General features: G+C 62.1%; 23 protein-coding genes and 2 tRNA genes. 14 read left to right on the forward strand and 11 right to left on the reverse strand.

Features of this window, described 5'->3' with window-relative positions; genetic code table 11:
- Nucleotides 1-496: 496 nt before the first annotated feature.
- The 4 genes from FKB36_RS01490 to minD all read right to left on the reverse strand — a co-directional run bounded on the left by FKB36_RS01490 (nucleotide 497) and on the right by minD (nucleotide 2,524).
- Complete coding sequence (locus FKB36_RS01490) at nucleotides 497-1,354, reverse strand: damage-control phosphatase ARMT1 family protein (protein WP_261596254.1); 858 nt, start codon at nucleotides 1,352-1,354, stop codon at nucleotides 497-499.
- Between the two features lie 42 nt (nucleotides 1,355-1,396).
- Nucleotides 1,397-1,470 (reverse strand) — tRNA-Pro (locus FKB36_RS01495).
- Nucleotides 1,471-1,535: 65 nt separating this feature from the next.
- Complete coding sequence (locus FKB36_RS01500; protein ID WP_261596255.1) at nucleotides 1,536-1,742, reverse strand: hypothetical protein; 207 nt, start codon at nucleotides 1,740-1,742, stop codon at nucleotides 1,536-1,538.
- On the reverse strand, nucleotides 1,739-2,524 hold the full coding sequence (minD, locus tag FKB36_RS01505; RefSeq protein WP_261596256.1) for a cell division ATPase MinD: 786 nt from the start codon (nucleotides 2,522-2,524) through the stop codon (nucleotides 1,739-1,741). The genes FKB36_RS01500 and minD overlap by 4 nt, the downstream gene beginning before the upstream one ends.
- A gap of 355 nt (nucleotides 2,525-2,879) precedes the next feature.
- Between minD and FKB36_RS01510 the strand changes: the two genes are divergently transcribed.
- Both FKB36_RS01510 and FKB36_RS01515 read left to right on the forward strand, forming a co-directional pair.
- The gene (locus tag FKB36_RS01510; protein ID WP_261596257.1) at nucleotides 2,880-3,239 is read left to right on the forward strand and encodes a roadblock/LC7 domain-containing protein; all 360 of its coding nucleotides are present in this window, start codon (nucleotides 2,880-2,882) and stop codon (nucleotides 3,237-3,239) included.
- A complete protein-coding gene (locus FKB36_RS01515) occupies nucleotides 3,239-3,874 on the forward strand; it encodes a response regulator (RefSeq protein ID WP_261596258.1) in 636 nt (211 codons plus the stop codon). The genes FKB36_RS01510 and FKB36_RS01515 overlap by 1 nt, the downstream gene beginning before the upstream one ends.
- A 79-nt stretch (nucleotides 3,875-3,953) precedes the next feature.
- Here FKB36_RS01515 and FKB36_RS01520 read toward each other — a convergent pair whose 3' ends face one another.
- Nucleotides 3,954-4,385 carry a phosphate-starvation-inducible PsiE family protein gene (locus FKB36_RS01520; RefSeq protein ID WP_261596259.1) on the reverse strand — a complete coding sequence of 144 codons (432 nt, stop codon included), beginning with the start codon at nucleotides 4,383-4,385 and terminating at the stop codon, nucleotides 3,954-3,956.
- A gap of 190 nt (nucleotides 4,386-4,575) precedes the next feature.
- On the opposite strand from FKB36_RS01520, the gene FKB36_RS01525 reads away from it, so the two are divergent.
- The 9 genes from FKB36_RS01525 (at nucleotide 4,576) to FKB36_RS01565 (ending at nucleotide 14,690) form a co-directional block, all read left to right on the forward strand.
- Nucleotides 4,576-4,649, forward strand: a tRNA-Lys gene (locus tag FKB36_RS01525).
- A 79-nt stretch (nucleotides 4,650-4,728) separates the two neighbouring features.
- Nucleotides 4,729-4,980 carry a DNA-directed RNA polymerase subunit H gene (locus tag FKB36_RS01530; protein WP_261596260.1) on the forward strand — a complete coding sequence of 84 codons (252 nt, stop codon included), beginning with the start codon at nucleotides 4,729-4,731 and terminating at the stop codon, nucleotides 4,978-4,980.
- Nucleotides 4,981-5,023: 43 nt separating this feature from the next.
- Nucleotides 5,024-6,565, forward strand: a complete 1,542-nt coding sequence (locus tag FKB36_RS01535) for a DNA-directed RNA polymerase subunit B'' (RefSeq protein WP_261596261.1) — start codon at nucleotides 5,024-5,026, stop codon at nucleotides 6,563-6,565.
- Nucleotides 6,562-8,376, forward strand: coding sequence for a DNA-directed RNA polymerase subunit B (gene rpoB, locus FKB36_RS01540; protein ID WP_261596262.1), 1,815 nt, complete (start codon nucleotides 6,562-6,564; stop codon nucleotides 8,374-8,376). Before FKB36_RS01535 ends, rpoB begins: the two co-directional genes overlap by 4 nt.
- Nucleotides 8,377-8,397: 21 nt before the next feature.
- Entirely contained in the window at nucleotides 8,398-11,046 is a 2,649-nt protein-coding gene (locus FKB36_RS01545; RefSeq protein ID WP_261596263.1) for a DNA-directed RNA polymerase subunit A', read from the forward strand.
- Nucleotides 11,047-11,054: 8 nt separating this feature from the next.
- Nucleotides 11,055-12,227, forward strand: a complete 1,173-nt coding sequence (gene rpoA2 / locus FKB36_RS01550; RefSeq protein ID WP_390895686.1) for a DNA-directed RNA polymerase subunit A'' — start codon at nucleotides 11,055-11,057, stop codon at nucleotides 12,225-12,227.
- Nucleotides 12,227-12,514, forward strand: a complete 288-nt coding sequence (locus tag FKB36_RS01555; protein WP_261596265.1) for a 50S ribosomal protein L30e — start codon at nucleotides 12,227-12,229, stop codon at nucleotides 12,512-12,514. The genes rpoA2 and FKB36_RS01555 overlap by 1 nt, the downstream gene beginning before the upstream one ends.
- 2 nt (nucleotides 12,515-12,516) lie before the next feature.
- Nucleotides 12,517-12,966 (forward strand): NusA-like transcription termination signal-binding factor, encoded by a 450-nt coding sequence (locus tag FKB36_RS01560; RefSeq protein WP_261596266.1) that lies wholly within the window; start codon nucleotides 12,517-12,519, stop codon nucleotides 12,964-12,966.
- Between the two features lie 233 nt (nucleotides 12,967-13,199).
- A complete protein-coding gene (locus FKB36_RS01565) occupies nucleotides 13,200-14,690 on the forward strand; it encodes a hypothetical protein (protein WP_261596267.1) in 1,491 nt (496 codons plus the stop codon).
- 101 nt (nucleotides 14,691-14,791) lie between these two features.
- On the opposite strand, the gene FKB36_RS01570 is transcribed toward FKB36_RS01565, so the two are convergent.
- From FKB36_RS01570 to FKB36_RS01580, 3 genes are all read right to left on the reverse strand, one after another.
- A complete protein-coding gene (locus tag FKB36_RS01570; RefSeq protein ID WP_261596268.1) occupies nucleotides 14,792-15,823 on the reverse strand; it encodes a DUF1786 domain-containing protein in 1,032 nt (343 codons plus the stop codon).
- Nucleotides 15,824-15,911: 88 nt separating this feature from the next.
- Nucleotides 15,912-19,316: an anaerobic ribonucleoside-triphosphate reductase gene (gene nrdD, locus FKB36_RS01575; protein WP_449288785.1), complete on the reverse strand. Its 3,405-nt coding sequence runs from the start codon at nucleotides 19,314-19,316 to the stop codon at nucleotides 15,912-15,914.
- A 221-nt stretch (nucleotides 19,317-19,537) separates the two neighbouring features.
- Nucleotides 19,538-19,834, reverse strand: a complete 297-nt coding sequence (locus FKB36_RS01580; RefSeq protein WP_261596270.1) for a glutaredoxin family protein — start codon at nucleotides 19,832-19,834, stop codon at nucleotides 19,538-19,540.
- Nucleotides 19,835-20,041: 207 nt separating this feature from the next.
- Between FKB36_RS01580 and thpR the strand changes: the two genes are divergently transcribed.
- Together thpR and cca are read left to right on the forward strand one after the other, a co-directional pair.
- A complete protein-coding gene (gene thpR, locus FKB36_RS01585; protein WP_261596271.1) occupies nucleotides 20,042-20,581 on the forward strand; it encodes an RNA 2',3'-cyclic phosphodiesterase in 540 nt (179 codons plus the stop codon).
- On the forward strand, nucleotides 20,578-21,951 hold the full coding sequence (cca, locus tag FKB36_RS01590; RefSeq protein ID WP_261596272.1) for a CCA tRNA nucleotidyltransferase: 1,374 nt from the start codon (nucleotides 20,578-20,580) through the stop codon (nucleotides 21,949-21,951). Before thpR ends, cca begins: the two co-directional genes overlap by 4 nt.
- A gap of 22 nt (nucleotides 21,952-21,973) precedes the next feature.
- Here the strand turns inward: cca and FKB36_RS01595 are convergent, their stop codons facing one another.
- Nucleotides 21,974-23,362, reverse strand: coding sequence for a PAS domain-containing sensor histidine kinase (locus tag FKB36_RS01595; RefSeq protein WP_261596273.1), 1,389 nt, complete (start codon nucleotides 23,360-23,362; stop codon nucleotides 21,974-21,976).
- 370 nt (nucleotides 23,363-23,732) lie between these two features.
- On the opposite strand from FKB36_RS01595, the gene FKB36_RS01600 reads away from it, so the two are divergent.
- Nucleotides 23,733-24,131: a hypothetical protein gene (locus tag FKB36_RS01600; RefSeq protein ID WP_261596274.1), complete on the forward strand. Its 399-nt coding sequence runs from the start codon at nucleotides 23,733-23,735 to the stop codon at nucleotides 24,129-24,131.
- Nucleotides 24,132-24,161: 30 nt separating this feature from the next.
- Here FKB36_RS01600 and FKB36_RS01605 read toward each other — a convergent pair whose 3' ends face one another.
- Both FKB36_RS01605 and FKB36_RS01610 read right to left on the reverse strand, forming a co-directional pair.
- Complete coding sequence (locus tag FKB36_RS01605) at nucleotides 24,162-25,181, reverse strand: Coenzyme F420 hydrogenase/dehydrogenase, beta subunit C-terminal domain (protein ID WP_261596275.1); 1,020 nt, start codon at nucleotides 25,179-25,181, stop codon at nucleotides 24,162-24,164.
- Between the two features lie 5 nt (nucleotides 25,182-25,186).
- Entirely contained in the window at nucleotides 25,187-25,924 is a 738-nt protein-coding gene (locus FKB36_RS01610; RefSeq protein ID WP_261596276.1) for a GltB/FmdC/FwdC-like GXGXG domain-containing protein, read from the reverse strand.

The raw sequence follows: 25,924 nt of genomic DNA on the forward strand, positions 1-25,924 counted from the left end.
TCTTGCAGCCGGGTTCGTGCGTTGAAACAGACACCTTCAGGTCCCGGCGAGGAGTTCGAGCACCTGATGGGAGAAGTGAGGGGTTTTGTCGCAGGAAATGAGGTGGGGGGGCCACACCCGAACGTTTTGTAGCCCGGTGGAATCTTGTGGTCGCTGAGCGCTGGTTCAGGAGCGCCCGTGCCCCTGAACCGAACCCTTGCATCACTGGTTCTGTAACTGGTTGTATTGCTTGTTGTGGTGATTGCTGATGGAATTGGTTGACTGGTGAATGCTGGGTGTGGTAGTTCCCCATTCCAGTATCTATCCTGTCGGGCATATATTATTTTCTGATAATTATTAAATCGGAAATATGGCTCAAAATATTAAATAGGGTTTTTATATATCTCCGTCACCCAAAAAAGTCAGCAACATCCGGGGGATTTTTTGCAGAATGTTTATATGTCTCTGTCTCCGCGCCAGCGTTCTCTCCCGGGGAAGATCCGGCACCCGCGCCGGATCACTCTCGCAGAACGGCGACCCGGGAACCGACCGGGATCCCGATCTCCGCACTGATAGGGCCACATTTCACCGACATCAGGTAGGCGACGGGGGGAAGGTCGCGGTCGTCCGAGAGCGATTCGTAGTTGGCCATGCCCTTTGCGATGACGAGCGTCGCGCTATCGAGAGCATCGGCGAGCGCCGGCACCGCGAGGTCGCGGTTGAGCCCGAGTTCGGCGATGCCGTCCGTGTTGGGGGTGAGCAGGTCGACCCGGCGGTCGAGCCCGAGCGCCACGGCATCCTCCATCGTCGCATCGTTCAGGATAGGGGCCCCCCGGACGACGAACGTGACGTTTGAGCCATTCTTCTTGAGATACTCGGCGAAAAGGGCATCAAAGACGATCTCGCCGCAGTTGTCGGCGAGATAGACCACCCGGGAGGTGAGCGGCTCCATCGCGGCGGTGTCGTCGACGGTCAATCCCGCCGCAAACTCGCGGCGGAAGAACTCAACGAAGTTATCCGTGACGGTATGCGCCTGTGAACCGTAATCCAGCGTGTTGCCGATGACCGATGCAAGCGCAAGGTCGTGAAACGTTGCAAGATCCCCGCGCACCGCCCGGCAGACGGCTGCCGCGTCAGCGTTGTTGCCCTTCTTCAACGACCGGTAGGGATCGGGATCGCCGATCATCCGGTAGGCGAGCCGGTGCACCCGGCTCGCGATGACGGGTGCGGGCACCGGGTCGGCAGAGATGCGCTCAAGAAGGTTCCGGCACGCATCGACGATCTCGGAGACGCGCAGGGGATCGTCGATGCAGAGCCGGCTCTCGTGCTCGACCCGGCTAATCAGGCAATCCGTGCAGTCTGCAGCCAACTTCATGCTGCGCATGACTCTGTCGGGAAGAGTGAAAAAATGGTCTGATGGGGCCACTGCGATTTGAACGCAGGTCAGAAGACCCCCAGTCTCCTAGGATGGCCAGGCTACCCTATGGCCCCTTCCTTACTACGTGTGCTCGAATTACAGATATATCTTCGCTTTGCGAGGGGAGGAAGGTCTTCCTCTATCCACGCACTCTCTTGTACTCCTCGACGCTTTTTGTCAGTTGTTCCAGTTCGCTGCCGGTGATCTCCATCCTGCCGCTTAACGCTTCGACCTCTTTGAGAAGTTGCTGGATGCGCACGTACATCACGTACATAATAAACAGCAGACAGACGATGGTCACCGAGAGCAGGACTATCATGACTGCATTCATATCCATAGGTATCATGGTTCCCTCCTGAATAGTGCGCGGGCGAGCCGCTCGACAAATCCTTCCTGCACTTTGTGCGGCTCCTCCAGAACGGGGATGCCCGCCAATGTGGCTGCAATTCTTCTGAACGCTTTCGACGATTCGGAGCCTGGTGATCTGACGACGACCGGCGTCTTTGCCGCGGCTGCCCTCCGGACGTTTGCATCTTCGGGCACCGTGTCGATGATCGATATGCCGAGAGTCTTCTCGATCTTCCTCCGGCTCATCTCGGTCTCTTCCAGTGTCGCCCGGTTGAGGATAGCCCCTCCCATGGTGCCGCCGACCGTCTCCGTCAGGATCTTGATCTTCAGAGCATCCACGATCGATGAGATCTCGGGATTCACGACCAGCAGGACCTCGTCCGCCACGGTGAGCGGTATGACGCCATCCGTGCCGATACCGGCGGGTGCATCGAGGAACAGGAACTCACAGCGATCGGTGAGATCGCAGATCACGTCCCTGAGTCGTTCCGGGTTCGCGTCCTGAAATCCCTGAAGCGAGAGGCCGCTGGGTACTACCTTGAGGCCGTACGGCCCCTCATACATTGCATCCTGGATGGACGCTTCCCCTGCCAGAACCTCGTGGAGCGTGATTGGGGTCTTGCCGAGCCCCAGTACCAGCCCGAGGTTGGCCATCCCGAGATCCGTATCGACGATGCATGTCTCCCTGCCGTGCTGTGCCAGTGCTGTCCCCAGGTTTGCGGTGATGGTCGTCTTTCCTGTTCCGCCTTTTCCGGAGGCGATAGCGTAGGCCCTGATCATCCAAAACCGTCTCAAGGATAGATCGTAGTTCCAAAACATAAACTTATTTATTTGCCTCTTGAGGTTGGAGAGCACAAATGCCGTTTTGCAAGGCGAGGAAACATTCTACGACGTAACTCTGGCTGGAAGCGGTCTGAAACACTCCGTGCCCCGACCACGCGGCCATCCTGCGGGACCGGCCGTCTCCCCGGCAACAGAATTTTTCCTCATCGAAGGACGGCGATCCTGTTCTATGGGTGGCAAAAGCGAGTAGCGAGGCGATTTGATGCAATGCAGATTCGATATTCATATATGATGCGAAGAAGATATCGTTCTAAGATATCTTGGGGTTGGTATGATGAGCCGTCATCCCTTTATGGAAGAGAGTGCCCGAAGGTACATCGGCGAGATCAAGTCGGTCGCCGGTGTTACCGCGTGCGCTCTCGTATCCAGTGAGGGCAGAATCCTGGGTAAACACTTCCCGGAAGGCGACTTTACGTCGTCGCTTTTCGCGGCAATGTGTGCAACGGTCCTCGCATCGGCGGAGGCGGCATGCGGCAGCGTTGGCATAGATCGGCCGTGTCTGGTCGCCGTCACCTCAACCGACGCTGCGGTCCTCGTCGTGAGTGTCGGGGAGGCCACCCTGATCACGGCGGTAATTGATAAGTCAGCAGATCTTCCAGCTGTACAGAGACAGTTATTGGATATAGCAGTCAGGATCGGAGAGGAGGCATAATGTATACGATATTGGTTGTCGACGATAGCCCCATGATCGTCGACGTTTTTGTTACCATGCTGGAGCGTGGTGGCTATCGACCGATCACCGCTTTCAGTGGCGAGGAGTGTCTTGAGGTCCTGAATACAACCCCTCCCGACCTGGTCCTTCTGGACATCATGATGGAGCCGATGGACGGCTGGGAGACGCTCGAGCGGATCAAGACCAGCCCTACGCTACGGAGTATCCCCGTCCTCATGCTGACCGCAAAACCCCTCACGCCCGAGGAGGCGAACGAATACGGCCCCTACCTCGAGGACTACATCCTCAAACCCACCACCCATCACCAGCTTTATGAGGCCATCGAGCATGTGCTGGCACGCCGGCACTCCATCGCCACCAACATCGAGCGGGCGCGCGAAGCCGGCGTGGACCAGAAACTCGTCGACGAGTACGAACGTCTCGCGAAGAGCGTCGATATCAATCGCCGTCTCTTAAAGATCCTGGAGACCACCTACAGCATCAAGGATGCCCGGGCGGGAATGCGGGAGGACATCACCAGGGCGATCAAGAGTATGGCGACGAGCGTCAAGATCCAGGAAGAGCGGTTGAGCCAGGTCCGCGCCCAGTTCGAAGAACTCTTCGAGGCTCATTGATCGCCCCCACGCTTCGGTTTACGGTTCTGTTCGGAAAGAAGCGGTTTGAATCCGGGTAGGGCCGTCCCTGCCCCTGTTCTTAGTAACTCTCCGCGCGCTCCTGCTTCCCGATGTAGACGACCGCGATCGTCAGCACAAGGATCGCCGCGAGCGTCATCCCGATATCGATGGGTTCGAGGTGTTCGACCCCGAAGGTCAGCACCCGCCGCACCATTGCGGTGATGCCTGCAATCAGGATCGGCGTCACGAGCACCCTGCTGGTCCTGAAATACGCCATCACCGTCTCCAGGATCTCTACGATGATGAGGGTCAGAAGGAGCGCGTGCAGGACCTCGAGTATGCCCTGGGTTATATTGTCGGCGTGGATGAGCGCCGCTATCTGGATGATGACGTCGTAGAACGAGAATATCGCGAGCAGGGAGAGTGAGACGGCGATGAGCAGGTATATGCTCAACGTCACCCATGATATGGCGTTTATGGCTTTATCGGGGCGGTCTTTAGTGGGAATCATGGGGCACCCTGCTCCGCGGGAATACGTATATGAAATGAACGTCCGGAGAGCATTAAATATTCCGGTAAGTCTGGAACGGATTGATAATTGAAAGGTTTATATTGTTAGACTGCGAATGATATGATACGTCCGCAAGTAAGTTATTTATACTATTCTCGCATTGTAATAATGCTGAATGGCAGTACGCGCGGGGCCTATAGCTCAGTTAGGTAGAGCGCCTGGCTTTTAACCAGGTGGTCGGGGGTTCAAATCCCCTTGGGCCCGTTTGCCATGGGCGATGTCTATGGATTTTAACAAGGTGATGTATCTGATACGCAACTTTTTCGTCGGTGAGGTGTAGGTGATGGGCACTTCGCTTGACGTACTCAAACACGAGATGGTTCCGGACCATCAGATCATGGACGAGGAAGAGGTCGCCGAACTTCTTGCGACGTACCATATCTCTCTTGAACAATTGCCGAAAATCTACCACGACGATCCTGCGGTGAAAGCTATCGGAAGCGAGCTCGGGGACGTCATCCGGATCGTTCGCGAAAGCCGCACTGCAGGCAGGGCCGAAGCCTACAGGCTCGTCGTGAAGAGACCGAAGAAATAAACTCAAAGGCCGGGAGCTGATACATCTGATAGATAGAAGTGTTTTGTCGAGAGCATATTTTGCGCGGGAGCACGTAGCGCGCCACCAGTTGGACTCTTATAACAATTTCCTCCTGCACAACCTTCAGAAGGTCGTCGATGAGCAGCGCGTCATCGAGACCGACATCGAGACCCGCGGGAAGGGGAAGGAAGCCGTGTGGGTTGAACTGGGCAAGATCGAAGTGAAAAAACCTCTTGTCCGTGAGGCGGACGGGTCGCAGTCCGAGCTCTTCCCGAGCGAGGCGCGTCTGCGGAACCTCACCTATGCAGCACCCATTCAACTCGAGATGACGCTTGTCCAGGGTGAAGAAGCGCAGGACCCGATCGTCACCACCATCGGGCAGTTGCCGGTGATGGTGAGTTCGGCCGCCTGCAACCTCTTCAACATGAGCGACCCCGAGCGGGTCGAGCACGGTGAAGACCCCCTTGATCCCGGCGGCTACTTCATCGTCAACGGCACGGAGCGGGTGCTGATGACGCTCGAGGATCTCGCCTCGAACAAGATCATGACCGAGTTCACCGAGCGCTACAACGAGCGGATCTACGTGGCGAAGGTCTTCTCGCAGTACCGGGGCTACCGCGCGCTCGTGATCGCCGAGCGGAACAGAAAGAACCTCCTTGAGGTCTCGTTCCCCTCGGTCGCCGGGCACCTCCGGTTCATCGACCTGATGCGGGCGCTGGGGCTGCAGGGCGACCACGACATCGTGGAGGCGGTCTCGACCGACGAGGAGATCCTCACCTTCATGATGCAGAACCTGGAGGAGAGCGAGTGCGACTCCGTCGACGAGGGCGTCATGTACGTCGGCAAGAAACTCGCCCCGAACCAGACCCGTGACTACCAGCGGAAGCGTGCGGAGTTCGTCCTTGATAACTACCTCCTCCCGCACCTGAACTACCTTATGCCGGTGGGCCTGAAGGAGGAAGATCCCGGCTACCGGGCGGCGGTCGAGGGTGTCCGCCTTGCAAAGGCGCACTTCCTCGGCCGCATGGCCGAGGCCTGTTTCGACCTGGTGCTTGACCGGCGCCGGATCGACGACAAGGACCATTACTCGAACAAGCGCCTGAAACTCGCCGGCGACCTGATGGAAGACCTCTTCCGGATCTCGCTCAACCGCCTGACGCGCGACGTGAAGTACCAGCTCGAGCGGGCGAGCATGCGCCACCGTGACCTCTCGATCGGGACCGCCGTGCGCGCGGACGTCCTGACCGAGCGGCTGCTCCACCCGCTCGCCACCGGCAACTGGGTGGGCGGGCGCACCGGCGTCTCGCAGCTCCTCGACCGGGTGGATCACATGGCGGTGCTCTCGCATCTCCGGCGCGTGATCTCCCCGCTCTCCCGCTCGCAGCCTCACTTCGAGGCCCGTGACCTGCACCCCACTCAGTGGGGGCGGATCTGCCCGAGCGAGACGCCTGAGGGTCCGAACTGTGGACTGGTGAAGAACTTCGCCCAGATGGTCGAGATCAGCAAGGGCGTAATCAACGAAGAGGAAGTGAAGAACATTCTGTACGATATGGGCGTCATCGCCCTCCGGAGAGAGACGGCATGAGACAGTCACGTGTCTTCGTTGACGGGGCCCTTATCGGGCTTGTGGACGACCCGCGGGAACTGGTCGGGCGGATGCGCGAGATGCGTCGGCACGGCGAGATCTCCTCCGAGGTCAACGTATCCTACAAGGAATTCAACAACGACGTCATCATCCATACCGATCGCGGCAGGGCACGCCGCCCGCTGATCGTGGTCAAAGGCGGTATTCCGCAGGTGGACGACGACGACATCGAGCGTCTCCGAAACGGCGAGATGGTCTTTGAGGATGTGGTGCGGAAGGGCGCGATCGAGTTCGTCGACGCCGAAGAGGAGGAAGATCTCTTCATCGCCATCAACGAGGCGGACCTCACTTCCGAACACACGCACCTCGAGATCGACCCCTCGCTCATCCTCGGGATCGGCGCGGCGCACGTCCCGTTCCCCGAGCACAACGCGAGTCCCCGTGTCACCATGGGCGCCGGGATGGTCAAGCAGGCGCTCGGGTTCGGGACGGCCAACATGAAACTCCGGCCCGATACCCGTGGACACATGCTCCACTACGGCCAGAAACCGCTCACCTTCACCCAGACCTCGGACGTGATCGGCTCCGACGATCGACCCGCAGGCCAGAACTTCGTCGTCGCGATCATCTCGTATGAAGGGTTCAACATTGAAGACGCGCTGATCATCAACAAGGCCTCGATCGACCGGGGCCTCGGGCGGTCACACTTCTTCCGGACTTACGACGGCGAAGAGCGGCGCTACCCCGGCGGCCAGGTCGACAAGATTCAGATCCCGGACGAAGAGGTTTCCGGTGCGCACGGTGCGGAGTACTATGCGAACCTCGATATCGACGGCGTCATCAACCCCGAGACGGTCGTCCGCGAGAAGGACGTGCTGATCGGGAAGACCTCCCCGCCGAGGTTCCTCGAAGAGCCGACGAGCGAGCTGATCGCCGTCGAGAAGAGACGCGACACCTCGGTCACGATGCGGAGCAACGAGCACGGTATCGTGGATACCGTCATTATCACCGAGGGCGAGAACTCTTCGCGCCTGGTGAAGGTCCGAACCCGCGACCTCAGGGTGCCGGAGATCGGCGACAAGTTCGCGTCCCGGCACGGGCAGAAGGGTGTTATCGGGCTGATCCAGCCATCGGCGGATATGCCGTTCACCGAGTCGGGTATGACCCCCGACCTGATCATCAATCCTCACGCCGTCCCGAGCCGTATGACTATCGGACATATGCTCGAAATGCTGGGCGGCAAGGTCGGATCGCTTGAGGGGCATCGGATCGACGCTACCGCGTTCCGCGGCGAACGCGAGACGGCTCTGCGGCATTCGCTCAAGGAACTCGGGTTTGCGCACAACGGCCGCGAGGTCATGTATGACGGCATCACCGGCCGGCAGTTTGCGGCCGACATCTACATCGGCGTCATCTACTACCAGAAACTCTACCACATGGTATCGAGCAAGATGCACGCACGGTCGCGCGGCCCCGTGCAGGTGCTCACCCGCCAGCCGACCGAAGGACGTGCCCGCGAGGGTGGTCTCCGGTTCGGTGAGATGGAGCGGGACGTGATGATCGGCCACGGTGCGGCCATGGCCTTGAAAGAGCGTCTCCTCGACGAGTCGGACAAAGTGACCCAGTGGGTCTGCGCGAAGTGCGGCATGGTCGCGATGGTCGATCGGAAGCGGAAGGTGACGCGGTGCCTTGCCTGCGGCAGCGAGACGGATATCTATCCGGTCGAGATGAGTTACGCCTTCAAACTCCTCCTCGATGAGATGAAGAGCATGGGCATTGCTCCCCGCCTGAGACTCGACGATATGGTGTAAGAGAGGGGGCACAATCAAACTATGACCAGTCCAAAACGTGTTGGAAGGATCGAGTTCGGGCTCTTCTCCCCGAAGGAGATCCGCAAGATGAGCGTCCGAAAGATCATCTGGGCGGACACCTATGACGACGACGGGTTTCCCTACCCGCAGGGTCTGATGGACCTGAACCTCGGTGTCATCGACCCCGGTCTCCGGTGCAAGACCTGCGACCAGAAGGCGGCCGACTGCCCGGGCCATTTCGGGCACATCGAGCTCGCAAAACCAGTCATCCACGTCGGGTACACGCGGCTGATCCGGAAACTCCTCCGGGTATCCTGCAGGTCGTGCTCCCGGCTGCTAATGACGGCCGAGGAGGTCGAGAAGATCATCGGCCCCGAAGACGGCGAGCTCGCGGGCGAGATCGTCTCCGAGAAGGACATTAAGAAAGAACGGGTCTGCCCCCACTGCGGGGAGCAGCAGCTCAAGATCAACTTCGAGAAACCCACCACCTTCTCCGAGGTCTTCGTGGAGGATGGACGGAAGATCGAGCACAAACTGACCCCGGCAGACATCCGGGCGCGCCTTGAGAAGATCCCGGACGAAGACCTCCGGGCTCTCGGGGTCAACCCGGACGTCGCGCGGCCGGAGTGGACGATCCTCACTGTCCTCCCGGTTCCACCCGTCACGATGCGCCCCTCGATCATCCTGGAGAACGGGCAGCGGTCCGAGGACGACCTGACCCACAAGCTCGTGGACATCATCAGGATCAACCAGCGGTTCAAGGAGAACCAGGACGCCGGCGCGCCCCAGCTCATCATCGAGGATCTCTGGGAACTCCTGCAGTACCACGTCACCACCTACCTCGACAACGAGGTGGCGGGATGCCCGCCTGCCCGACACCGGAGCGGTCGGCCCTTAAAGACCCTCTCGCAGCGGCTCAAAGGGAAGGAGGGACGGTTCCGTGGCTCGCTCTCCGGTAAGCGTGTGAACTTCTCCGCCCGTACGGTCATCTCCCCCGACCCGAACCTCTCGATCGGCGAGGTCGGCATCCCGCTTGCCATCGCAAACGAGATGACCCTCCCGATAAGGGTGACTCAGTTCAACCTCGAGGAGATGCGGCAGTACGTCTTGAACGGCCCCGAGCGTCCCACCACCAGGTCGCCCTGCGGTGCAAACTACGCCATCCGGCCGGACAACCGGAGGATGCGCCTTTCGGATGCGAACCTGGAAACGGTCGCGGAGATGATCGAGCCGGGCTGGACGGTGGAGCGACAGTTGAAGGACAACGACATCGTCCTCTTCAACCGGCAGCCCTCGCTGCACCGGATGAGCATCATGGCCCACCGGGTTGTCGTGATGGACGGGAAGACCTTCCGGCTGAACCCGGCCGTCTGCCCGCCCTACAACGCCGACTTCGACGGCGACGAGATGAACCTGCATATCCCGCAGACCGAGGAGGCGCGGGCCGAGGCCGAGATCCTGGTCTCGGTCTCGTCGAACATCCTCTCGCCGAGGACCGGCGGCCCGATCATCGGGGGCATCCACGACCACATCTCGGGCATCTTCCTCCTGACGCACCGGGTCCAGCACTTCGACAAGGAGACGATGCTCTACCTCATCCAGCACATGGATGTCGAGCATCTGCCCGAGCCGGACCGGATGGACGAGAACGGCAACCCCCTGTGGACGAACAAGCAGGTCTTCTCGCTCGTTCTCCCCGACAACCTGAACATGGTCTTCCAGGCCTCGTCGTGCCAGAACTGCGAGACCTGCAGGCGCGAGATCTGCGAGAACGATGCGTTCGTCCGGATCGTCGACGGGAATCTGGTCTCCGGAACCATCGACAAGAAGGGGATCGGTGCGTTCGACGGCCAGATCCTGCACCGGATCATCAGGCAGCACGGCATGAAGCGGGCTGCCCGGTTCATCGACGACGTGACCAAACTCTCGATCCGGGGCATCATGCTCGAAGGATTCTCGTTCGGTATCGACGATGAAGACCTGACGAAGACCGAGTACGGCCAGATCGATGAGGTGCTCAGCGGCGCCCTCAGCGACGTCGAGCGCCGGATCAAGATCTACAACGAGGGGCAGCTCGAGCCGATGCCCGGGCGGACGCTCGAGGAGACGCTCGAGATGCAGATCATGCAGGTGCTCGGCAAGGCCCGTGACCGCACCGGTGAGATCGCCGGCCGGCACCTCGGGATGGACAACAGTGCCGTGGTGATGGCGGTCTCGGGCGCCAGAGGTTCGATGCTGAACCTGACGCAGATGGCCGGGTGTCTCGGGCAGCAGTCGGTTCGTGGCGAGCGGATCATGCGTGGCTACGAGGACAGGACGCTGCCGCACTTCCGGAGGAAAGACCGCGGTGCTGAGGCGCACGGGTTCATCACCAACAGTTACAAGAGCGGTCTCTCTCCCACCGAGTTCTTCTTCCACGCCATCGGTGGGCGTGAAGGTCTTGTGGACACTGCGGTTCGTACATCGCAGAGCGGATACCTCCAGCGGCGGATGATCAACGCCCTGCAGGACCTCAAGGTGGCGTACGACGGCACCGTCCGAACGACGGGCGGCCGGATCATTCAGTTCTGCTACGGCGAGGATGGAACCGACCCGGGAAGGAGCAGCTATGGCGCCCCGGTGGACGTGAAGGGTATCGTTGAGAGTGTGCTCAAGGAGGAGGTCAAATGAACAGCGATATGGAGCAGCGGATCGATGCCCTCGATCTGCCTCACCGGACGCGGGAGGACCTCAAGGCCAGTCTCGCGGATCGGGACGTCACCGAGGAGCAGTTCGAGCAGATCCTCGAGATGATCTTTTCGGAGTATCAGAAGAGCCGGATCGAGCCCTGCGAGGCGGTCGGTGTCGTGGCGGCGCAGTCGATCGGCGAGCCCGGCACCCAGATGACGATGCGTACGTTCCACTACGCGGGTGTGGCCGAGATCAACGTTACCCTCGGTCTCCCCCGCCTGATCGAGATCATGGATGCCCGGCGCGAGCCGAGCACCCCCACGATGGCGGTCCACCTGCTGGATGACTGGGCGTTCAACCGCGACCGTGCCCGTGAGGTGAGCTGGCAGATCGAGGCCGCGCCGCTCCACGAGTTCGGCGACATCACGATCGACATGGAGAACATGCAGGTTCTCGTCATGCTGAACAAGGCCGTCTGCGACCGGCGCAAGATCTCGATCGACGAGATCCTTGAGGCGGCCCCGAGGAAGATCCGCGAGAAGCGGCACTTCCGCGACTTTGACGTTGAGGGTGACCCGAAGAGTGTCTCGCTCACGTTCACTCCGAAGAACCGGGAGAGTTATCAGAACCTCTTCCAGCTCGCGGAGCACGTCAGGCAGGTCATCGTCCAGGGTATCGACGATATCGAGCGTGTCGTCGTCAGAAAGGAAGGTGGAGAGTATATCCTTTATACTGAGGGCTCCAACCTAAGAGGTGTCTTCGAAGTCGAAGGAGTCGACACCTCCCGCACCCGGAGCAACAACATCAGCGAGATCGCCGATGTGCTCGGTATCGAGGCCGGCCGGAATGCGATCATTCAGGAGGCCTTAAGTACCCTGAACGAACAGGGTATCGGCGTCGATGTCCGTCATATCATGCTCGTCGCGGATATGATGTGCATGGAGGGCGAGGTCAAGCAGATCGGCCGACATGGTATCGCCGGCGAGAAAGAGAGTGTTCTCTCCCGGGCTGCATTCGAAGTGACGGTCAACCATCTGCTCGATGCCGCAATCGCGAACGAGGTGGACGAGCTAAACGGCGTCACCGAGAACGTGATCGTGGGCCAGCCTATCCAGCTTGGCACCGGCGATGTGAAACTCATCGCAAAACCCATAAATCTGAAAATCCAGGAGAAATCATAATGGACTTTAATGCTTCACTACGCAAAGCCGTGAAGACTGGTACCGTGCTCCTGGGTCAGAATAAGACCCAGGAATCCATCGAAGAAGGCAAGGCCAAACTGATTGTGGTGGCCAGGAACAGCCCGGAATCCGTTAAAAATCTGGTGAATGAGATCGATATCCCCGTCTACGTCTACGAAGGCTCGAGCGTTCAGCTCGGGAAGGCCTGCGGAAGACCGTACGTCGTCAGTGCGCTCGCCGTGGTCGAGCCGGGCGAATCCGATATCTTGAATGCTGCGAGAGTGTAGACATGCCACAGGTCACGCTGACTGAGGAGTGCATGCGCCTCATCTCCCAGTTCGAGAGTCTTACCGGCGCAGGCAGCCGCGATTGCATCGTCGATAACCGCAACGAGCGGATCATCTTCGTGATCAATCCTGGCGATATGGGGCTCGCTATCGGAAAGAGCGGGTCGAGCATCAAGAAGGCATCCGACGTGATGGGGAAGCGCATCGAGGTCGTGGAATACTCCGCCGACCCCGGCCAGTTCCTCCGGAACTGCTTCCTGCCCGCTCAGGTCACCGATATCGACTTCGATACGGACGAGGAGGACCAGCAGGTCGCCCTCATCGAGGTCCGGGACGAGGACCGGGGCCTTGCCATCGGCAAAGCGGGGAAGAATATCTTCAAGGCGAAAGTTCTCGCACAGCGGCAGCACGACATCGCCGATGTCCAGCTGATGCAGAACGATTCTGCCTGAAAACTTTTTTTACCGTCGTCCGGCAATATCCCGGCCGGCAGGTAGGCAGTTTCCCTCCAGGCGATTTGCAGGGGGGTTTCGAGCGCGCTCCCGCCAGTAAATTATTTATATCGGCGTGTGCTCCATGAGACTCCCATGAACGGAGTTCCCGGCCGGGTAGTGAGCCCCGTGCCGCCTGCGGCAGAACCGGTGATCGGGGTGCGTGGGGTTCCCGTATGCCCGGGGTGGTATCGTTGAGAGGATACCTTCTCATCGTCGGGGCCCTGGTGCTCTGTATTCTCATGACCGCCCTTCTCACAGTTGCTCTCGCCGGGTCCGACGAGAACGGCACCGTCGATCTACCGGGTGAGAAGCCCGTTGACAATAAGGTGCCGGTCACGCCTGCGGTGAGTCCGGGGCAGGGAGAGACGGAGGAGAAAACCGCCGAGGAGCGGGAGCCCGATTCCCTTGCTGCCGGGGATGCCACGCCGCCGCCTGAAGAGATAGCGGATCCGGCGGAGACAGTTCCGGCAACCTCCACATCTTCCCCGGAGATACCGACCCTGTCGGATTTTACCGGGGAAACGGTTGATACCGCCGATGCGGAGACCGAGGAGCCGTCCCTGAATGCAACAGAGATTTCTGAATCCACAGATACGGAGACCGACGCCGCCTTCGACGACCCGGATGACGAGATCGATGATGATCTCGCCGCCGACGATGAAGATGCGGAGGAGGAGACGAACCCGGAACCGACCCTTGAACGGTATGCCCCGCCGCGGCCGGGCGCGACGATGGCGAAGGCGCACTACTCCCACGATCGTCCGCTTGTCCAGAGCGGCCATAACCTCGTCAACCCCTCCTCGTCGTATACCCCCACCGGGGAGAACGAGACCGGGATAGCGCCCGTGGCCGCTGTGCCGAGCGACGGCCTCTTTGTCCGGGGTATCGGGGTGATCCTCGACCGGACCCCTGAAGACGTCGCTCTCACCCGGAGCGGGGTGGAGATAGCGAACCTCGACTGGCTCCTCGATTCGGCGATGCGTCTCGGCGGGCGACACCCACGCGCGGTCTTTGAGGGGGAGACGTTCACCGTCACCGTGACGGTGGAGGCAAGGAACGTGACGATCACGGAGGATGACCCGGCCTACGTCGTCCTGGTGCCGCCGCCGGACGAGACCGGGGTCTACGAGATCACCCGGACCCGTGAGGTCCGATCCCTCGGGGACGGGGAACGCGGTGTCTGGGAGTTCTCGGTCGCTACCCGCACCGGGAGACTGACGCTTGAAAACCTCACCCTTGCCGAGGAGCGGCTGGTCACCAACCTGACGTCGAACCCGGACCTCTTCGCCTTCCACGCCTACGCGCTTGCCGGCGGCCAGGAGGTGCCTTCGGCGGGCGTCTCCGACCCGGTGATCGCCATCCGGCCCGATGCGGATGCGGAGACGGCGGAAGCGTCGTCGCTTCCCGGCCTCTACGCAGTTCTGGGCGTCGAGAACTCAACGCTCCGCCCGTCGGAGACGATGATGGGAGCGTGGGCGCGGGGCGTCGATCACGAGACGATCGCCGCCGCGGCGGTCGGGCATCTCGAGGCCCTGCGCGGTCTCGGGAAAGAAGATGTGGCGGCTTTCTATGCCGCGGAAGGGGGCGCCGGGGCGGATGAGCGGTCTGCGTCCTCGCCGTCGATACTCGACCTGATCGTGGGATTCTTCCAGGGGCTGCTGGGCGGGGCGCCTTCCTCGTAGGGTGCGAGATGTGCTCTTGTGGCCGGGGTGGTGGCAAAAGAACTGGTCCCCGGTGCCCTCGCGGGCGTCCGGGGGAGAATAGATATCGTTTGATGGGGGGTTCACCCCTCCCGGAACGCCTTCCAGAGATACGCGAGCCCGAAGCATCCCGAGAGCATCATGTCCCCGAAGGGCGCCGCCTGGTAGGCTTCCGGGAGCAGCCGGAGCCGGTTCGGGCCGGTGACGACGACGGCACCGGTCTTGAGTGGTCTTCGGATCGCCGCCCCGTGGCCGTTGTCGTCGAAGACCTCCTCTGAGGTCAGGGTGCCGTCGGCGAGCCGCCGGATGTAGTCGTGCAGTTTCGCGGGGTCGAGCGCGCCGGTGTGGTGCTCGAAGAGGCCGTGGATCTCCCGCCCTTTCAGGGTGAAGCAGAGGGTGTGTCCGTTTCCGGCGTTGACGAGGGTCACCCCGTCCTTTGCCATCTGCCGCACCCGCGGGTCACAGAGCGTCCCGATGAGGGCGACGGGGCCGGTGTCGGTGACGAGCGCGTCCGGTGCCTGGCTCCGGACGGCCTGCATCCGGGTCATGTCGGCGAGCGGCGGGTCGGTAACAAGCGAGAGGAGGTCCCAGTCCCCGGCGTCCAGCCGCTCCCGCATCAGTTCGAACCGGTGGATGCGGTTGCTCCGGTGCGGCGAGTAGCCGTGATCCTGGACTGCGACCGCGACGTTCCCGGGGTAGTCCACCCCGAAGAGGGAGAGAGCCTGCCTGAGTTCCTGCTCCATGTAGTCGGTGGTGCGGACCCTCACCGCGTCCCCCGGAGGGTCGGCGCGGATCTCGACGCCAAGCGCCCGCACCCGTTCCGGGTCGTCGTGGAGGGTGAGAGCGGCCTCCTCTGTGGCGTAGACGGGAAGGCCTGCTGCCAGATGTTCGCGTATTGCGCCGGTGTTCGCGCCGCCGCCCATCAGGTGCCCGTCCAGGAAGACCGGGAGCCCGGCGCGGGTGGCCTGCCGGATCTTCTCCGCCGTCACCACGGTCGGGGAGGGGAGGACCAGTTTGATGCTGTTCTCGATCGATTGGCCGGGCTCGTAGACCAGGATGTCCTGGGTGCCCCGGCCGACATCGATGGCGAGGAGTGATGTTTTCAGGTCGATCATGGGTATGCCTCTCGCATAGCGCCGCGGTCTTCTGCCGGGCAGTTCCTAACTGAGTCTTCCCGGCAAACCAAAAAAGGTATGATCCCGGTCAGGCATCCGCCCGGTCCGCCGCCGGGGAGGTGCCGGCACCGGTTGCCCGGTCCTGGCGCGCCGGTTTCAGTTCCCGGTACTCCTTGAGAGAGACCGTCAGGTCGCGGGTGAAGGCGAAGTAGCCGATCTGGGTCGTCCGGCAGAGGTTCATCGCCATTTCCATCAGCCCCCGGGGGTCGGGGCGCGCCTCCCCGAGCCAGATGTGGAAGATGTTGCCGCCGTCCACGACCGGGAAGAAGACGTGCTCGATCTCGATCCTCTTTGTGAGCGGGACGGGGGCCGCCGGGGTGACGTGGGTGCCGTTCGTGTAGTAGATGGGGAGGTCGAGCGTCGTGCCGAGCATATCGAGCCCCTTATCAGCGTCGCCCTTGATGACCTTGATCGCGTGGTCGCGGAACCGCTCGTCGAGGAGGTCGGCGACCGCGAAGCGCTGACCGGTCGTCTCCGCCGGGGTGCGGGCGAGAGCGATCGTCATGTTGTGCTTCTTCGAGAGTTCGCGCGCATACATCTCGAGCTCAGTCATCGCCCGGACGGCGAGACGGAACGCCTCCTTCGACTCGTGGAGCTGGTGGCCGGTGAAGTGCTGCACCATCTCATTGACCCCGACGACGCCGATGGTGTAGACGAGCCCTTCGAGGTCCACGGCAACCGCGCCGCGTTCGCCGGTGTTCGGGTCCTTCGGGCGCTGCATCGCAAACGGCATCCTCCCGTTCGTCCGGATGAGGGACATCCAGCGGCGCTTGATACGGTAGAGGTCGACGGCGATGTCCATGAGCGATTTCAGTTCGGAAAAGAGCCGTTCCTGGTCGCCCTCCGCCTTGTACGCCGCCCGCGGGCAGTTGATCGACATCACCTGCCAGGATCCCATCGAGAAGTGCTTCCCCTCGCGGAAGTAGAGCTTGTCCTCGAACTCGTCGTCCTCGTCGGCGAGGGAGGAAAATTGGTACGCGCAACATTGATAGCAGGAGATTCCTTCTCCGGCCCCGCGGTAGGCGGGGATCTGGTTGTCATAGTAGGGGCTGCCGTACTTGGACGCGAGCTCGAACGTCATCAGGTAGAGGTCCTGGTAGGTGGGGAGATCGGGGTGAGCGCGGTTGAACTCTTCGTCCTCGGTGAGGAAGTCGGGCTCGATGCTGATCTCGGGTTTCGGGAAGGAGAAGGGTTTGCCCCAGTAGTCGCCCTCGAGCATCACCTCCATCAGCGCCTTGAAGAGGAGCCGGACCTCGCGCTCGAACTCGCCGTAAGTCCGGAGCGGCGCCTGCTCCCCGTTCCAGACCTTCCCGCGGTAGACGCAGGGCTTGTCCTTCCAGAGGGTCGGAACGCCCGGGGAGAGCTGGACCGACGAGAAGACCACCTGGCCGCCCCGGGCGACCATCATCTGGGTCATCTCGTAGACGAACATCTGCATCAGCTGCCGGATCTCCTCGTAGTCCATCCCCTCGAAGAAGGGCGCCATGAACGTCAGGAAGTTGTAGTAGCCCTGGCCGCCGGCGAAGTTCGTCTGGGCGGAGCCGAGCGCCTTGACCGCGTGGAGGACCGCCACCTCTGCCCGCTTTGCGGGGCCGGCGACCGAGGCCTTCGTCCCGTTCCCATCAGGCATCAGGCCGTAGTAGAAGAAGTATCGGAGGTCCCAATCCTGGCAGTTGTGGATGAGAAGGCCGTCGGAGGCGTAGAACGTGTGGCTCTCCTCGCTTCCGTCGCCGTCGAGGAAGAGGTCGTAGACGTACTCGCCGGTGGGCTCCGCGGGCCCGTTATCGACGACGGTCTCTTCCCGTTCGGCGGTCCGTGTTCCCTTCACCGCGGAGAGGAACCCGTCAATGTGGCCCTGCCGCGAATCAAGGAACGTGGCGTACCGGGCGAACGTCTCGATGTTCTTCCTGCCGTTGAGCTGGAGCCGGTAGAGCGTCCGCCGCTCCTCCTCGCCGTAGAGTTCGACGATATGCGGCGACATCCCGAGTGAGGTAAGCAGGAGCGAGAGCTCCTGCCGGAGCGCCGGTGATGCGGTGGTGTAGTTGACGATGCAGTCCGATTTCTCCGGGCGGTAGTATGCCGAACCGTCCCCGGTGAAGAGGGCGGAGAGGAACTCGTGGAGGAGCACGTCGTCCAGGTGGTAGACGATCCAGGGGAGGCGTTTCCCTGCTGCGCCCTCGGGGATGGCAAAGACGTAGCGGAAGAGCAGATAGGCTGCCTTGCCGCCGAAGTAGACCTGCAGCGCCCGGTTTCGCTCCACCTCAACCCCATAGATGGTCGTGGTATCGGGAGCGCCGCCGGCGATCGTTGCAAAGGTGTTCAGGCAAGCACGCGCCGAGGCCGCGATCGCGGGCGCCTGGTGGTTCTCGGTTATCGCGAGGTTGTACTGTCCGACCGCCGGTGCGGCGTTATAGTTCCCCTCCGAAACGAAGAATCCAAGGAGCCGGACGAGTTCCGGCGTAAGGGTGAGAAGGGCTGGCAGTTCGTGTTCGCTCCCCGTGACCCCGATGGTGACCCCGGCATAGTCCTCGATGCCGTAGCGGCGAGAGAGGGCCGCAAAGAGTGCGACCGGCATGATCCCGCGCATATACCACTGTTTCTGGTGTTCGACGCCGAGTTCCCGCGAGATCTCGGCGTAGGATGCGGCCCGCCCGCTCTGCACCACATGGCTAAAGATCCCTTCGGCACCGCGGACGTAGACGTTATCGAGGAACTCGGCCGGAACCGATGCAGATAGTTCCCGGACGAGATCGATCGATCCGATCGTCTCCCCGCGGAGACCGTCGGTCCCGGATATCCGGTAGAGGGCGTCCCCGGGCCTGACCTCGTCGGCACGACGGACGGCCATCCCTTCATCGGTCCGCACCGGGATCCGGTGCTCGCCGGTGACCAGGAGCGATCCCCCATCCGATGTCCGGATCCGGCGCATCTCGCCCGGGTTCACCTTCCGGCGGGTCACCTTGGCGACGCGCCTCCAGCCTCCCGGGGTGAGTGCAGAGAGATCCTCCGGGAGCCACGCATCGCCGTTAATTGGGAGTTCGTCAAGGCGAAGGCTCTGGATCCGGTTCTCCATCCGCAGGGGCACAACCGTGCTCCCGTCGATACAGAACGGACGGGTCCCGAAGTATTCCAGGTCGTGAATATGGAGATCACCGCGGAGGTGATGGTCGGCAAGTTCCGGGGGGAGTTGCAGGAGGTACTGCTCCTTGCTGATCTTGTCCGCCTTCTTCTTGTGCGAAGTCTCGGCGTTCTCCTGGAGGTTCGCGTTGTCGTGCGCCTCGAACCCACGCCCCACATCGATGAGGTGCGCGTCAAAGACCGGGGTTCCCACCCGGGTGGAGACGTTGCGGTAGGGGATGAGGCCGCGCTCGAGGAGCGTCGTGTTGACGATCTCGCGGATCAGGGGGCCGGAGAGCGACTGAAGGCCCAGCATCTGGATCTTCTTCTCGACCCGCCGGGCGATATCCTGCGCCGTCTCTTCGTCGGCTCCCTCGTAGCCGTAGAAGGTCTCCACGAGCCGGGTCTCCTCCAGGATCTGCTTGACGATCCGGTTCCGGTCCCAGTCAAGGAGGAAGCCGCGGGAGGTTCTGACCTTCGGGAACGTCGGAACGAACTCCCCGAATAGAGTCGCCTGTGTCGACTTGCGGGTCAACCTTATGCCTCCGCGATCAGATCGGCGACGAGGTGTTCCTGGAACTCGCCGCCGCTGAAGAGATCGGCAGACGTATAGAATTCGTCGCCTTTTTGCAGAACCGGCGCTTCCTGGGCAAATACACCGTTTATGCGGAGTTCGGTCAGCGCCTCGGCGGACGCCATGTCGCATTCGGTGAAGGGGACACCCCTTGAGGCCAGGAATTCTTTGAGTATCTCGCAATTCGGGCAGAATTCCAGTGTGTATATGGTGAATTGCGTTGTATCGGAAATGCTAAAACCCCCAGATTTTTCGGTCACTATGTTTTCGTTTTGCACGGTTATAACAGATCTCATTCTGTGTGGGACGCTGCTTCTCGTCCGGAAGCATATCCCTGCACCAGCGGTGCGGGTGCCCGGAAACCTCCTGCCCGCCAGACTTCCCGGCCGCCCTGCGCTCTGTTCCGGTGCTCAAACCTCCGCCGGACAATCACCATTTTCTAGGGTGAAGCACGATAGTACCGTAGTATGGTCAGGACGTTCGTTGCAATCGATCTGCCGGAGGATATCCGGGAGCGCGCCCGTGAGTCCCAGGAGGTCTTGAGGCGGTCGTCCGGACGACTCGCCCTCGTCGACCCTGCAAACCTCCATCTCACGGTGAAGTTCCTCGGGGAGATCGATCCGGTGCGGGTCGATCCGGTCGTCGAGGCACTCCGGGCCGTCAGGGCCGACCCTTTCAGCCTGACGGTCGGGCACGCGGTCTGCAACCCGCCGCGCAGACCGCGGGTGATCTGGTGCGACGTCGCGGACGGCGGGGAGAGCGCCGCGCTTGCCCGGCAGGTGGACGACCTCCTCGCGCCGCTCGGGTTTTCCCGGGAGACGCGTCCTTTCCGCCCCCACGTGACCCTTGCCCGGGTGAAAGAGTTCCACCCCTCGCAGTGCCGGGAGGCGGAGCGCATGCCCCGCGAACCGCTCGGAACCTGCCGGGTGGCAAGCATCAAACTCAAGAAGAGCACGCTCACGCCCCGCGGACCGATCTACGATGACCTTGCGGAGGTCGCGCTTTGACCCGGTGCCCCTGCGAGGAGGAGGTGCTTGAGCGGGTCCGGCCCACGCCCGAAGAGCGGACTTACATCCGTGCGATGGGAGAGCGGTTGATTGAGGCGGTGGAGCGGTCGGGGATGGCGAAGGCGATGATGGTGGGCTCCGTTGCCCGCGATACCTTCGTCCGGGGCGACCGGGATCTCGATATATTCATGCTCTTCGACCCCGCTCTCTCCCGGGAGGAGCTTCAGGTGCAGGGGCTCGCCCTTGCGCACCGGATCGCGGAGGAGTTCGGCGCGACCTGGCGGGAGAAGTACGCGGAGCACCCCTACGTCAACGCGACGATCGACTCGCTCGATATCGATCTCGTCCCCTGCTACGCCGTCGCGAGCGCCACCGAGATCAAGAGCGCCGTGGACCGGACACCGTTTCACACCCGCTACATCCTCGCGCACATCGATGACTACGCCGACGACGTCCTCCTCGCGAAGCAGTTCGCGAAGGCGGGCGGGGTCTACGGCTCGGACCACATGACCGAGGGGTTCTCCGGCTACCTCTGCGAGATCCTGACGATCTACTACGGTGGGTTCCACCCGCTCCTTCGCGCCGCCGCCTGCTGGAGGGCCGGGGAGGTGATCGATATCGAGGGGCACGCCGCGAAAGAGTTCGAGGACCCGCTCGTCGTCATCGACCCTGTCGACCCGGAGAGGAACGTGGCGGCGGCGCTCTCGCTCTCGCGGATGTTCGAGTTCGCGGAACTCGCCCGCGGCTACCTTGCGGAGCCGTCGGCGGCGTTCTTCTGCAGGTCGCCGCCGCCGCCGCTCACCGGCGAGGTCTTTTCCCGACTGCTTGCGGCACGGGGGACGCACCTCTTCTCCATCACGTTTGCGACGCCTGACTACACCCCCGACACGGTGGTGCCTCAGCTCCGCAAGTCAGCCGAATCGATCCGGGAACTCCTGGAGCGGAGCGGGTTTCCGGCAAGCCGCATCGACGTCTGTATGGGGGCGGAGCGGTGCATCCTCCTCTTCGAGCTGATGGCCGGGACGGTTCCGTTGATGCGCCGGCATATCGGCCCGCCGCTCTCGGCGCGGGAGAACGCGGAGAAGTTCCTCGCGAAGTACGTCTCGGCGGAGGTCTTCGCCGGCCCCTACGTGGAGGACGGCCGCTATGTGGTGGAGGTCCCCCGCCCGTTCACCCGGGCCGTCGACCTCCTGCGGTCGAAGACGCTCTTCGAGGTCGCGCTCGGCAAGCACGTCTACCGTTCGATGAAGCAGGGCTGGACGGTGAAGGTCGGTGCGGAGTGCTGGGACGAGGAGTTCGCCTCCTTCCTCTCGTTTTTCATCGAGCGGTCGTCGCCGCTCGCGCGGATCAAGAGGACGACGGGGGGGTAAGGGGCGGGGCCGCACGGGGGGCTCAATCCGATCCAACCTCGCACCCCGCCCCGGTCTCGTCGACCCGGACAGCGGGGTTGTCATCCCCGGCCTTTGGGAGCGTGAACCGGAACGCCGCCCCTTCCTCCGTACGGCCCGGTATGCGGTCCTCCACCCAGATCCTGCCGCCGTAGCGCTCGATGAGCACCTGCACGAGATACAGGCCGAGCCCCTCACCGACGCCTCTTCTCCTCTTCTGGTAGCGGTGGAAGATCTCCTCTTTCTGGTCGTCCGGAACCCCTGGCCCGGTATCCTCGACCGAGACCCGGAGGAACTCGTCTTCGGCGTCCACCCGGATGGTTATCTCGACGTCGGGGCCGCCGAACTTGACGGCGTTCCCGATGAGGTTTGAAAAGACCTCCGGGAGGAGGTCGTCGGCGAGGACAGTGTGACGGGTTGCTTCGTAACGGATGATTTCCTCTGGGAACTGCGCGATCTCATCGCGGATCACGGTATCGAGGTCCACGCACCTGTGCCCGTCAGACGGCTGGTGGATCCGCCGGATCGTGGAGACGTTCCCCAGGATCTCGATGCTCTTTCTGATACTCCGCTGAAGTCTCTCCGCGTACGTCCGTGCATCCCCATCAAGCGTCTCGATGAGCAGGTCGGCATAGAGATTTGAGACGTTCTCGGTGTTCTTGATGTCGTGGGTGAGGATGTCCAGGTAGAGGTTCGCCTCCCGGTTCGCCGAGGCGAGCTGCTGGTGGAGCCGGGTAAGGTCTTCAGTGTGGCGCTGGAGCACCCCCTCGGCCTGCTTCCTCCCGGTGATATCGGTATACATGGCAAACGACCCGGCAGACCTGCCGCCATCAGTCCGGGCGGTGGCGGAGACGAGGGCCCATCGGACGCTCCCGTCTCTGTGCCTGAGCCGGCACTCGTATCTGCCGTCAAGGCCCCGGGCTCTCTCCGCCATACGGTTGTTATGCAGATCAATTTCCTCTGGAAGGAGATAGTCAGCCAGCGGTCGGCCGAGCATCTCCTCGACCGGGTAGCCGAGCATGCCGGTCATCGTGTGGTTCGCGTAGGTGATCACGGAGCAGCTGTCCACCTGCAGGATCCCCTCGTTCGCACTCTCCACGATAGAGCGGAACTTCTCTTCGCTCTTTCGCAGGGCTTCCTCCGTCCCCCTCCGCTCGTTCGCTTCGGCGCCCAGCATCGAGAGGAGGGATTGCTGTTTACGGAGGACGAAGAAGGCAGCGGTTGTGGCGAGCAGGGTGGTGAAGATGACGGTATGCAGGTGTGAGTCCGCAAGCGAGATCTCGGGGTAGAAGTGATCCTTGAGATACTGGTATGCGCTCATCAGAACGAATGCGAATACGCCTACCTTTGCGAGCGTGAGATAAAGGTTAGTCGGTGGGATATCGTCGTTCATACGCATCTTACAAGGAAGAGGGACGGGTTCTTCTCTGTGTCCGGGTGCCATCGGATGATGAAGTCGTTCTGCAACGGCGCACCTGGTGGGTTTGCCGGGCTGATACTATCTCGTATCGGCATTCCGCATACCTGGATTGAAATGGGGATGGCCCTGGCGACCCGGTACTTGCTTGCATTTTTCTCCAGAATATGATAAACTTTCCCCGCAAGCGCAGGCGTTTATGCCTCCGACTCAGGGTGAACGATGCCGGTACCGCCACCGTCTCCCGGCCGGGGCCGCCCGTGCCGCGCCGTGAGCATGACGTTGCAATCCTCGCTCCTCTCGCACATCCGATTTCTATATCCCTCTGGAATACGACCCTCCAGGTATGAGCACAGCGAAATACGTGAGGCTCATCGGGTTCGGCCTCCTCACCTGGCTCCTCCCCTTCCTCATCTCAATCCCCCTCTACTCCCCGGAGGGCGAGCCGCTCTACGACATCTTCCTGATCAAGACCGTTCTGCTCGTCTTCTCTACCGCGCTTGGCACCCTCCTCATCCTGATCTATTTCAGGGGCATCCGCGATGGTTTCGTCCGGGAAGGCGCGCTGCTCGGCGGCCTGTGGCTCCTGATCAACTGGGCGCTCGACGCCGTCGTCCTCCTGCCCCTCTCGGGGATGGCTGCCAGCCCCTACATGGGCCAGATCGGGTTGCGCTACCTGAACATTCTGATCATCGCGATCGGGATCGGGTATGCGGCGGAACATGCCGTGCGGGGAAAGGGATGACTCCCTACTATCCGGCGGCGTAAAAAAAGTTTATTCCTGTCGGCGCTCTGCCTTCTTCGCCGCCAGGCGCTCGACGAGGGCGAGATCGACGGCGCCGCCGGTCGAGAGTTTCCCCTGCCAGACCGCCCGGTCGACGAACCCCTTGCCGATGTCGTTGCGGATAACGATGGTCGTGTAGCCCTCCGGCGACCCGACGGCCCCGGCCGAGATGTCCGCGTCCACTGCCGTAAAGTCGGTGCAGACGTGGCATCCGGGCCGGACGGCCTCCTCCAGTTCCGCGAGCGGGATGGAGATCTGCCGCTCGTCCTGGAGGTAGACGTCCATCTTGCCCTTGATGTCCAGGCGGCGGATCTCCCAGGGCTCGATATTGCGCTCGGACTGCAGTTTCTCCTCGACCAGTTTCGCGTAGTCGAAGGTCTCCGTGCAGAAGAGGCCGATCACGAGCCGGATCGCCTTCCCGTAGGGCCGGAGGAGGTCATGGTCGCTCGCCCGGATCACCTGCGCCGCCCGTGCCGCACAGGGCACGCCCACGACGGCTATCCGCCGGTACTTCCGGGTGACTACCGCCTCTTTCAAGGACGCAAGGAGCGGCACCCACCAGGAGTAGCGGCTCCCGGCGTGCTGGATGAGTACATCCGAGGCGGTGATCACCGCTGAGGACGGTTTCATCGTCCAGGGGTCTCTCGTCACGGTGACGACCGCGTCGATCAGCCCCTCGTCGAGGGCGTTGACCAGGATCGCCGTCACCGCGCCGCCGCTCTGCTTGCGCTCGACCGGAAATACCGACCGGGCCGCAACGATCTCCTGGTAAGACCCGAGCATCTTCCCCTGCTCCGCGAGGTTGACCCGCGGGCAGGCCGCGTAGCATGCCCCGCAGGGCACGCTGTCGTTCTCGGCTTTGCAGTAGCAGTTGTTCACCGGCGCATCGGTGTTCCCCGATACAAACCGGAGAGCGTCCGCCGGGCAGACCGCCACGCAGGCCCCGCACCCGGAGCAGAGGCCCGTAGCCCAGACCTCGGACTCCAGGTCCTTGTAAGTCTTCATCTCCATGCCTATCACTCCCAGGTATACTTCCCGGCAAAGGGCCGTGCGCTCGCAGGAACGATCCGGGTGTAGTTCGCGTTCACGATGGGTTCAGGATCGAGCCCGAAGTCGTCCGCGAACTCCCGGAGCACCGGGGCGATCCGTGTGCGGTCCTCATCGGTGAGCGGTACCTTCTTTGCTCCCGCGGCGAGGCAGGCGTCGTCCACGTCCCCGCGGATGACGATCTCGCCGCCGTGGATCCCGCTCCCGATCTCGCGGGCTTTCATGACTCCGTCGAGGCCGAGGACGACGAGAAGGCCGCCCGCCATGTACTCGCCAAGGAACGTCTGTGCCGACCCTCCCACGACCAGTATGGGGCGCTGCGTCTCGTACTGCTTCATGTGAATCCCGCCCCGGTAGCCGATATCTCCGCGGACGAAGACCTTGCCACCCCGCATGCTGTGCGCCACCGCGTCACCGGCGCTCCCGTGGATCACCACTTTTCCGGAGTCCATCGTGTTGCCGGGCGCGTGCTCCGCGTTGCCGTGGACGATGATCGTCGGCCCGCTCATGAACATGGCGAGGTCGCCGCCCGCGACACCGTTGACCCGGATCGTGGCGTCTCCGTGAAGACCGTCGCCGATGAACCGCTGTCCGAGGACGTTGTTGACGACGACCTCGTCGGCGCCGTCCTCCAGGGCCTTCCTTATCTGCTGGTTCAAGGGGGTGTAGTGGACCCCCTTCGCATCGATCGTGACCTGTTTTGTCAT

The organism is Methanoculleus formosensis, from assembly GCF_025384765.1.
In the GTDB taxonomy this organism is placed as follows: domain Archaea; phylum Halobacteriota; class Methanomicrobia; order Methanomicrobiales; family Methanoculleaceae; genus Methanoculleus; species Methanoculleus formosensis.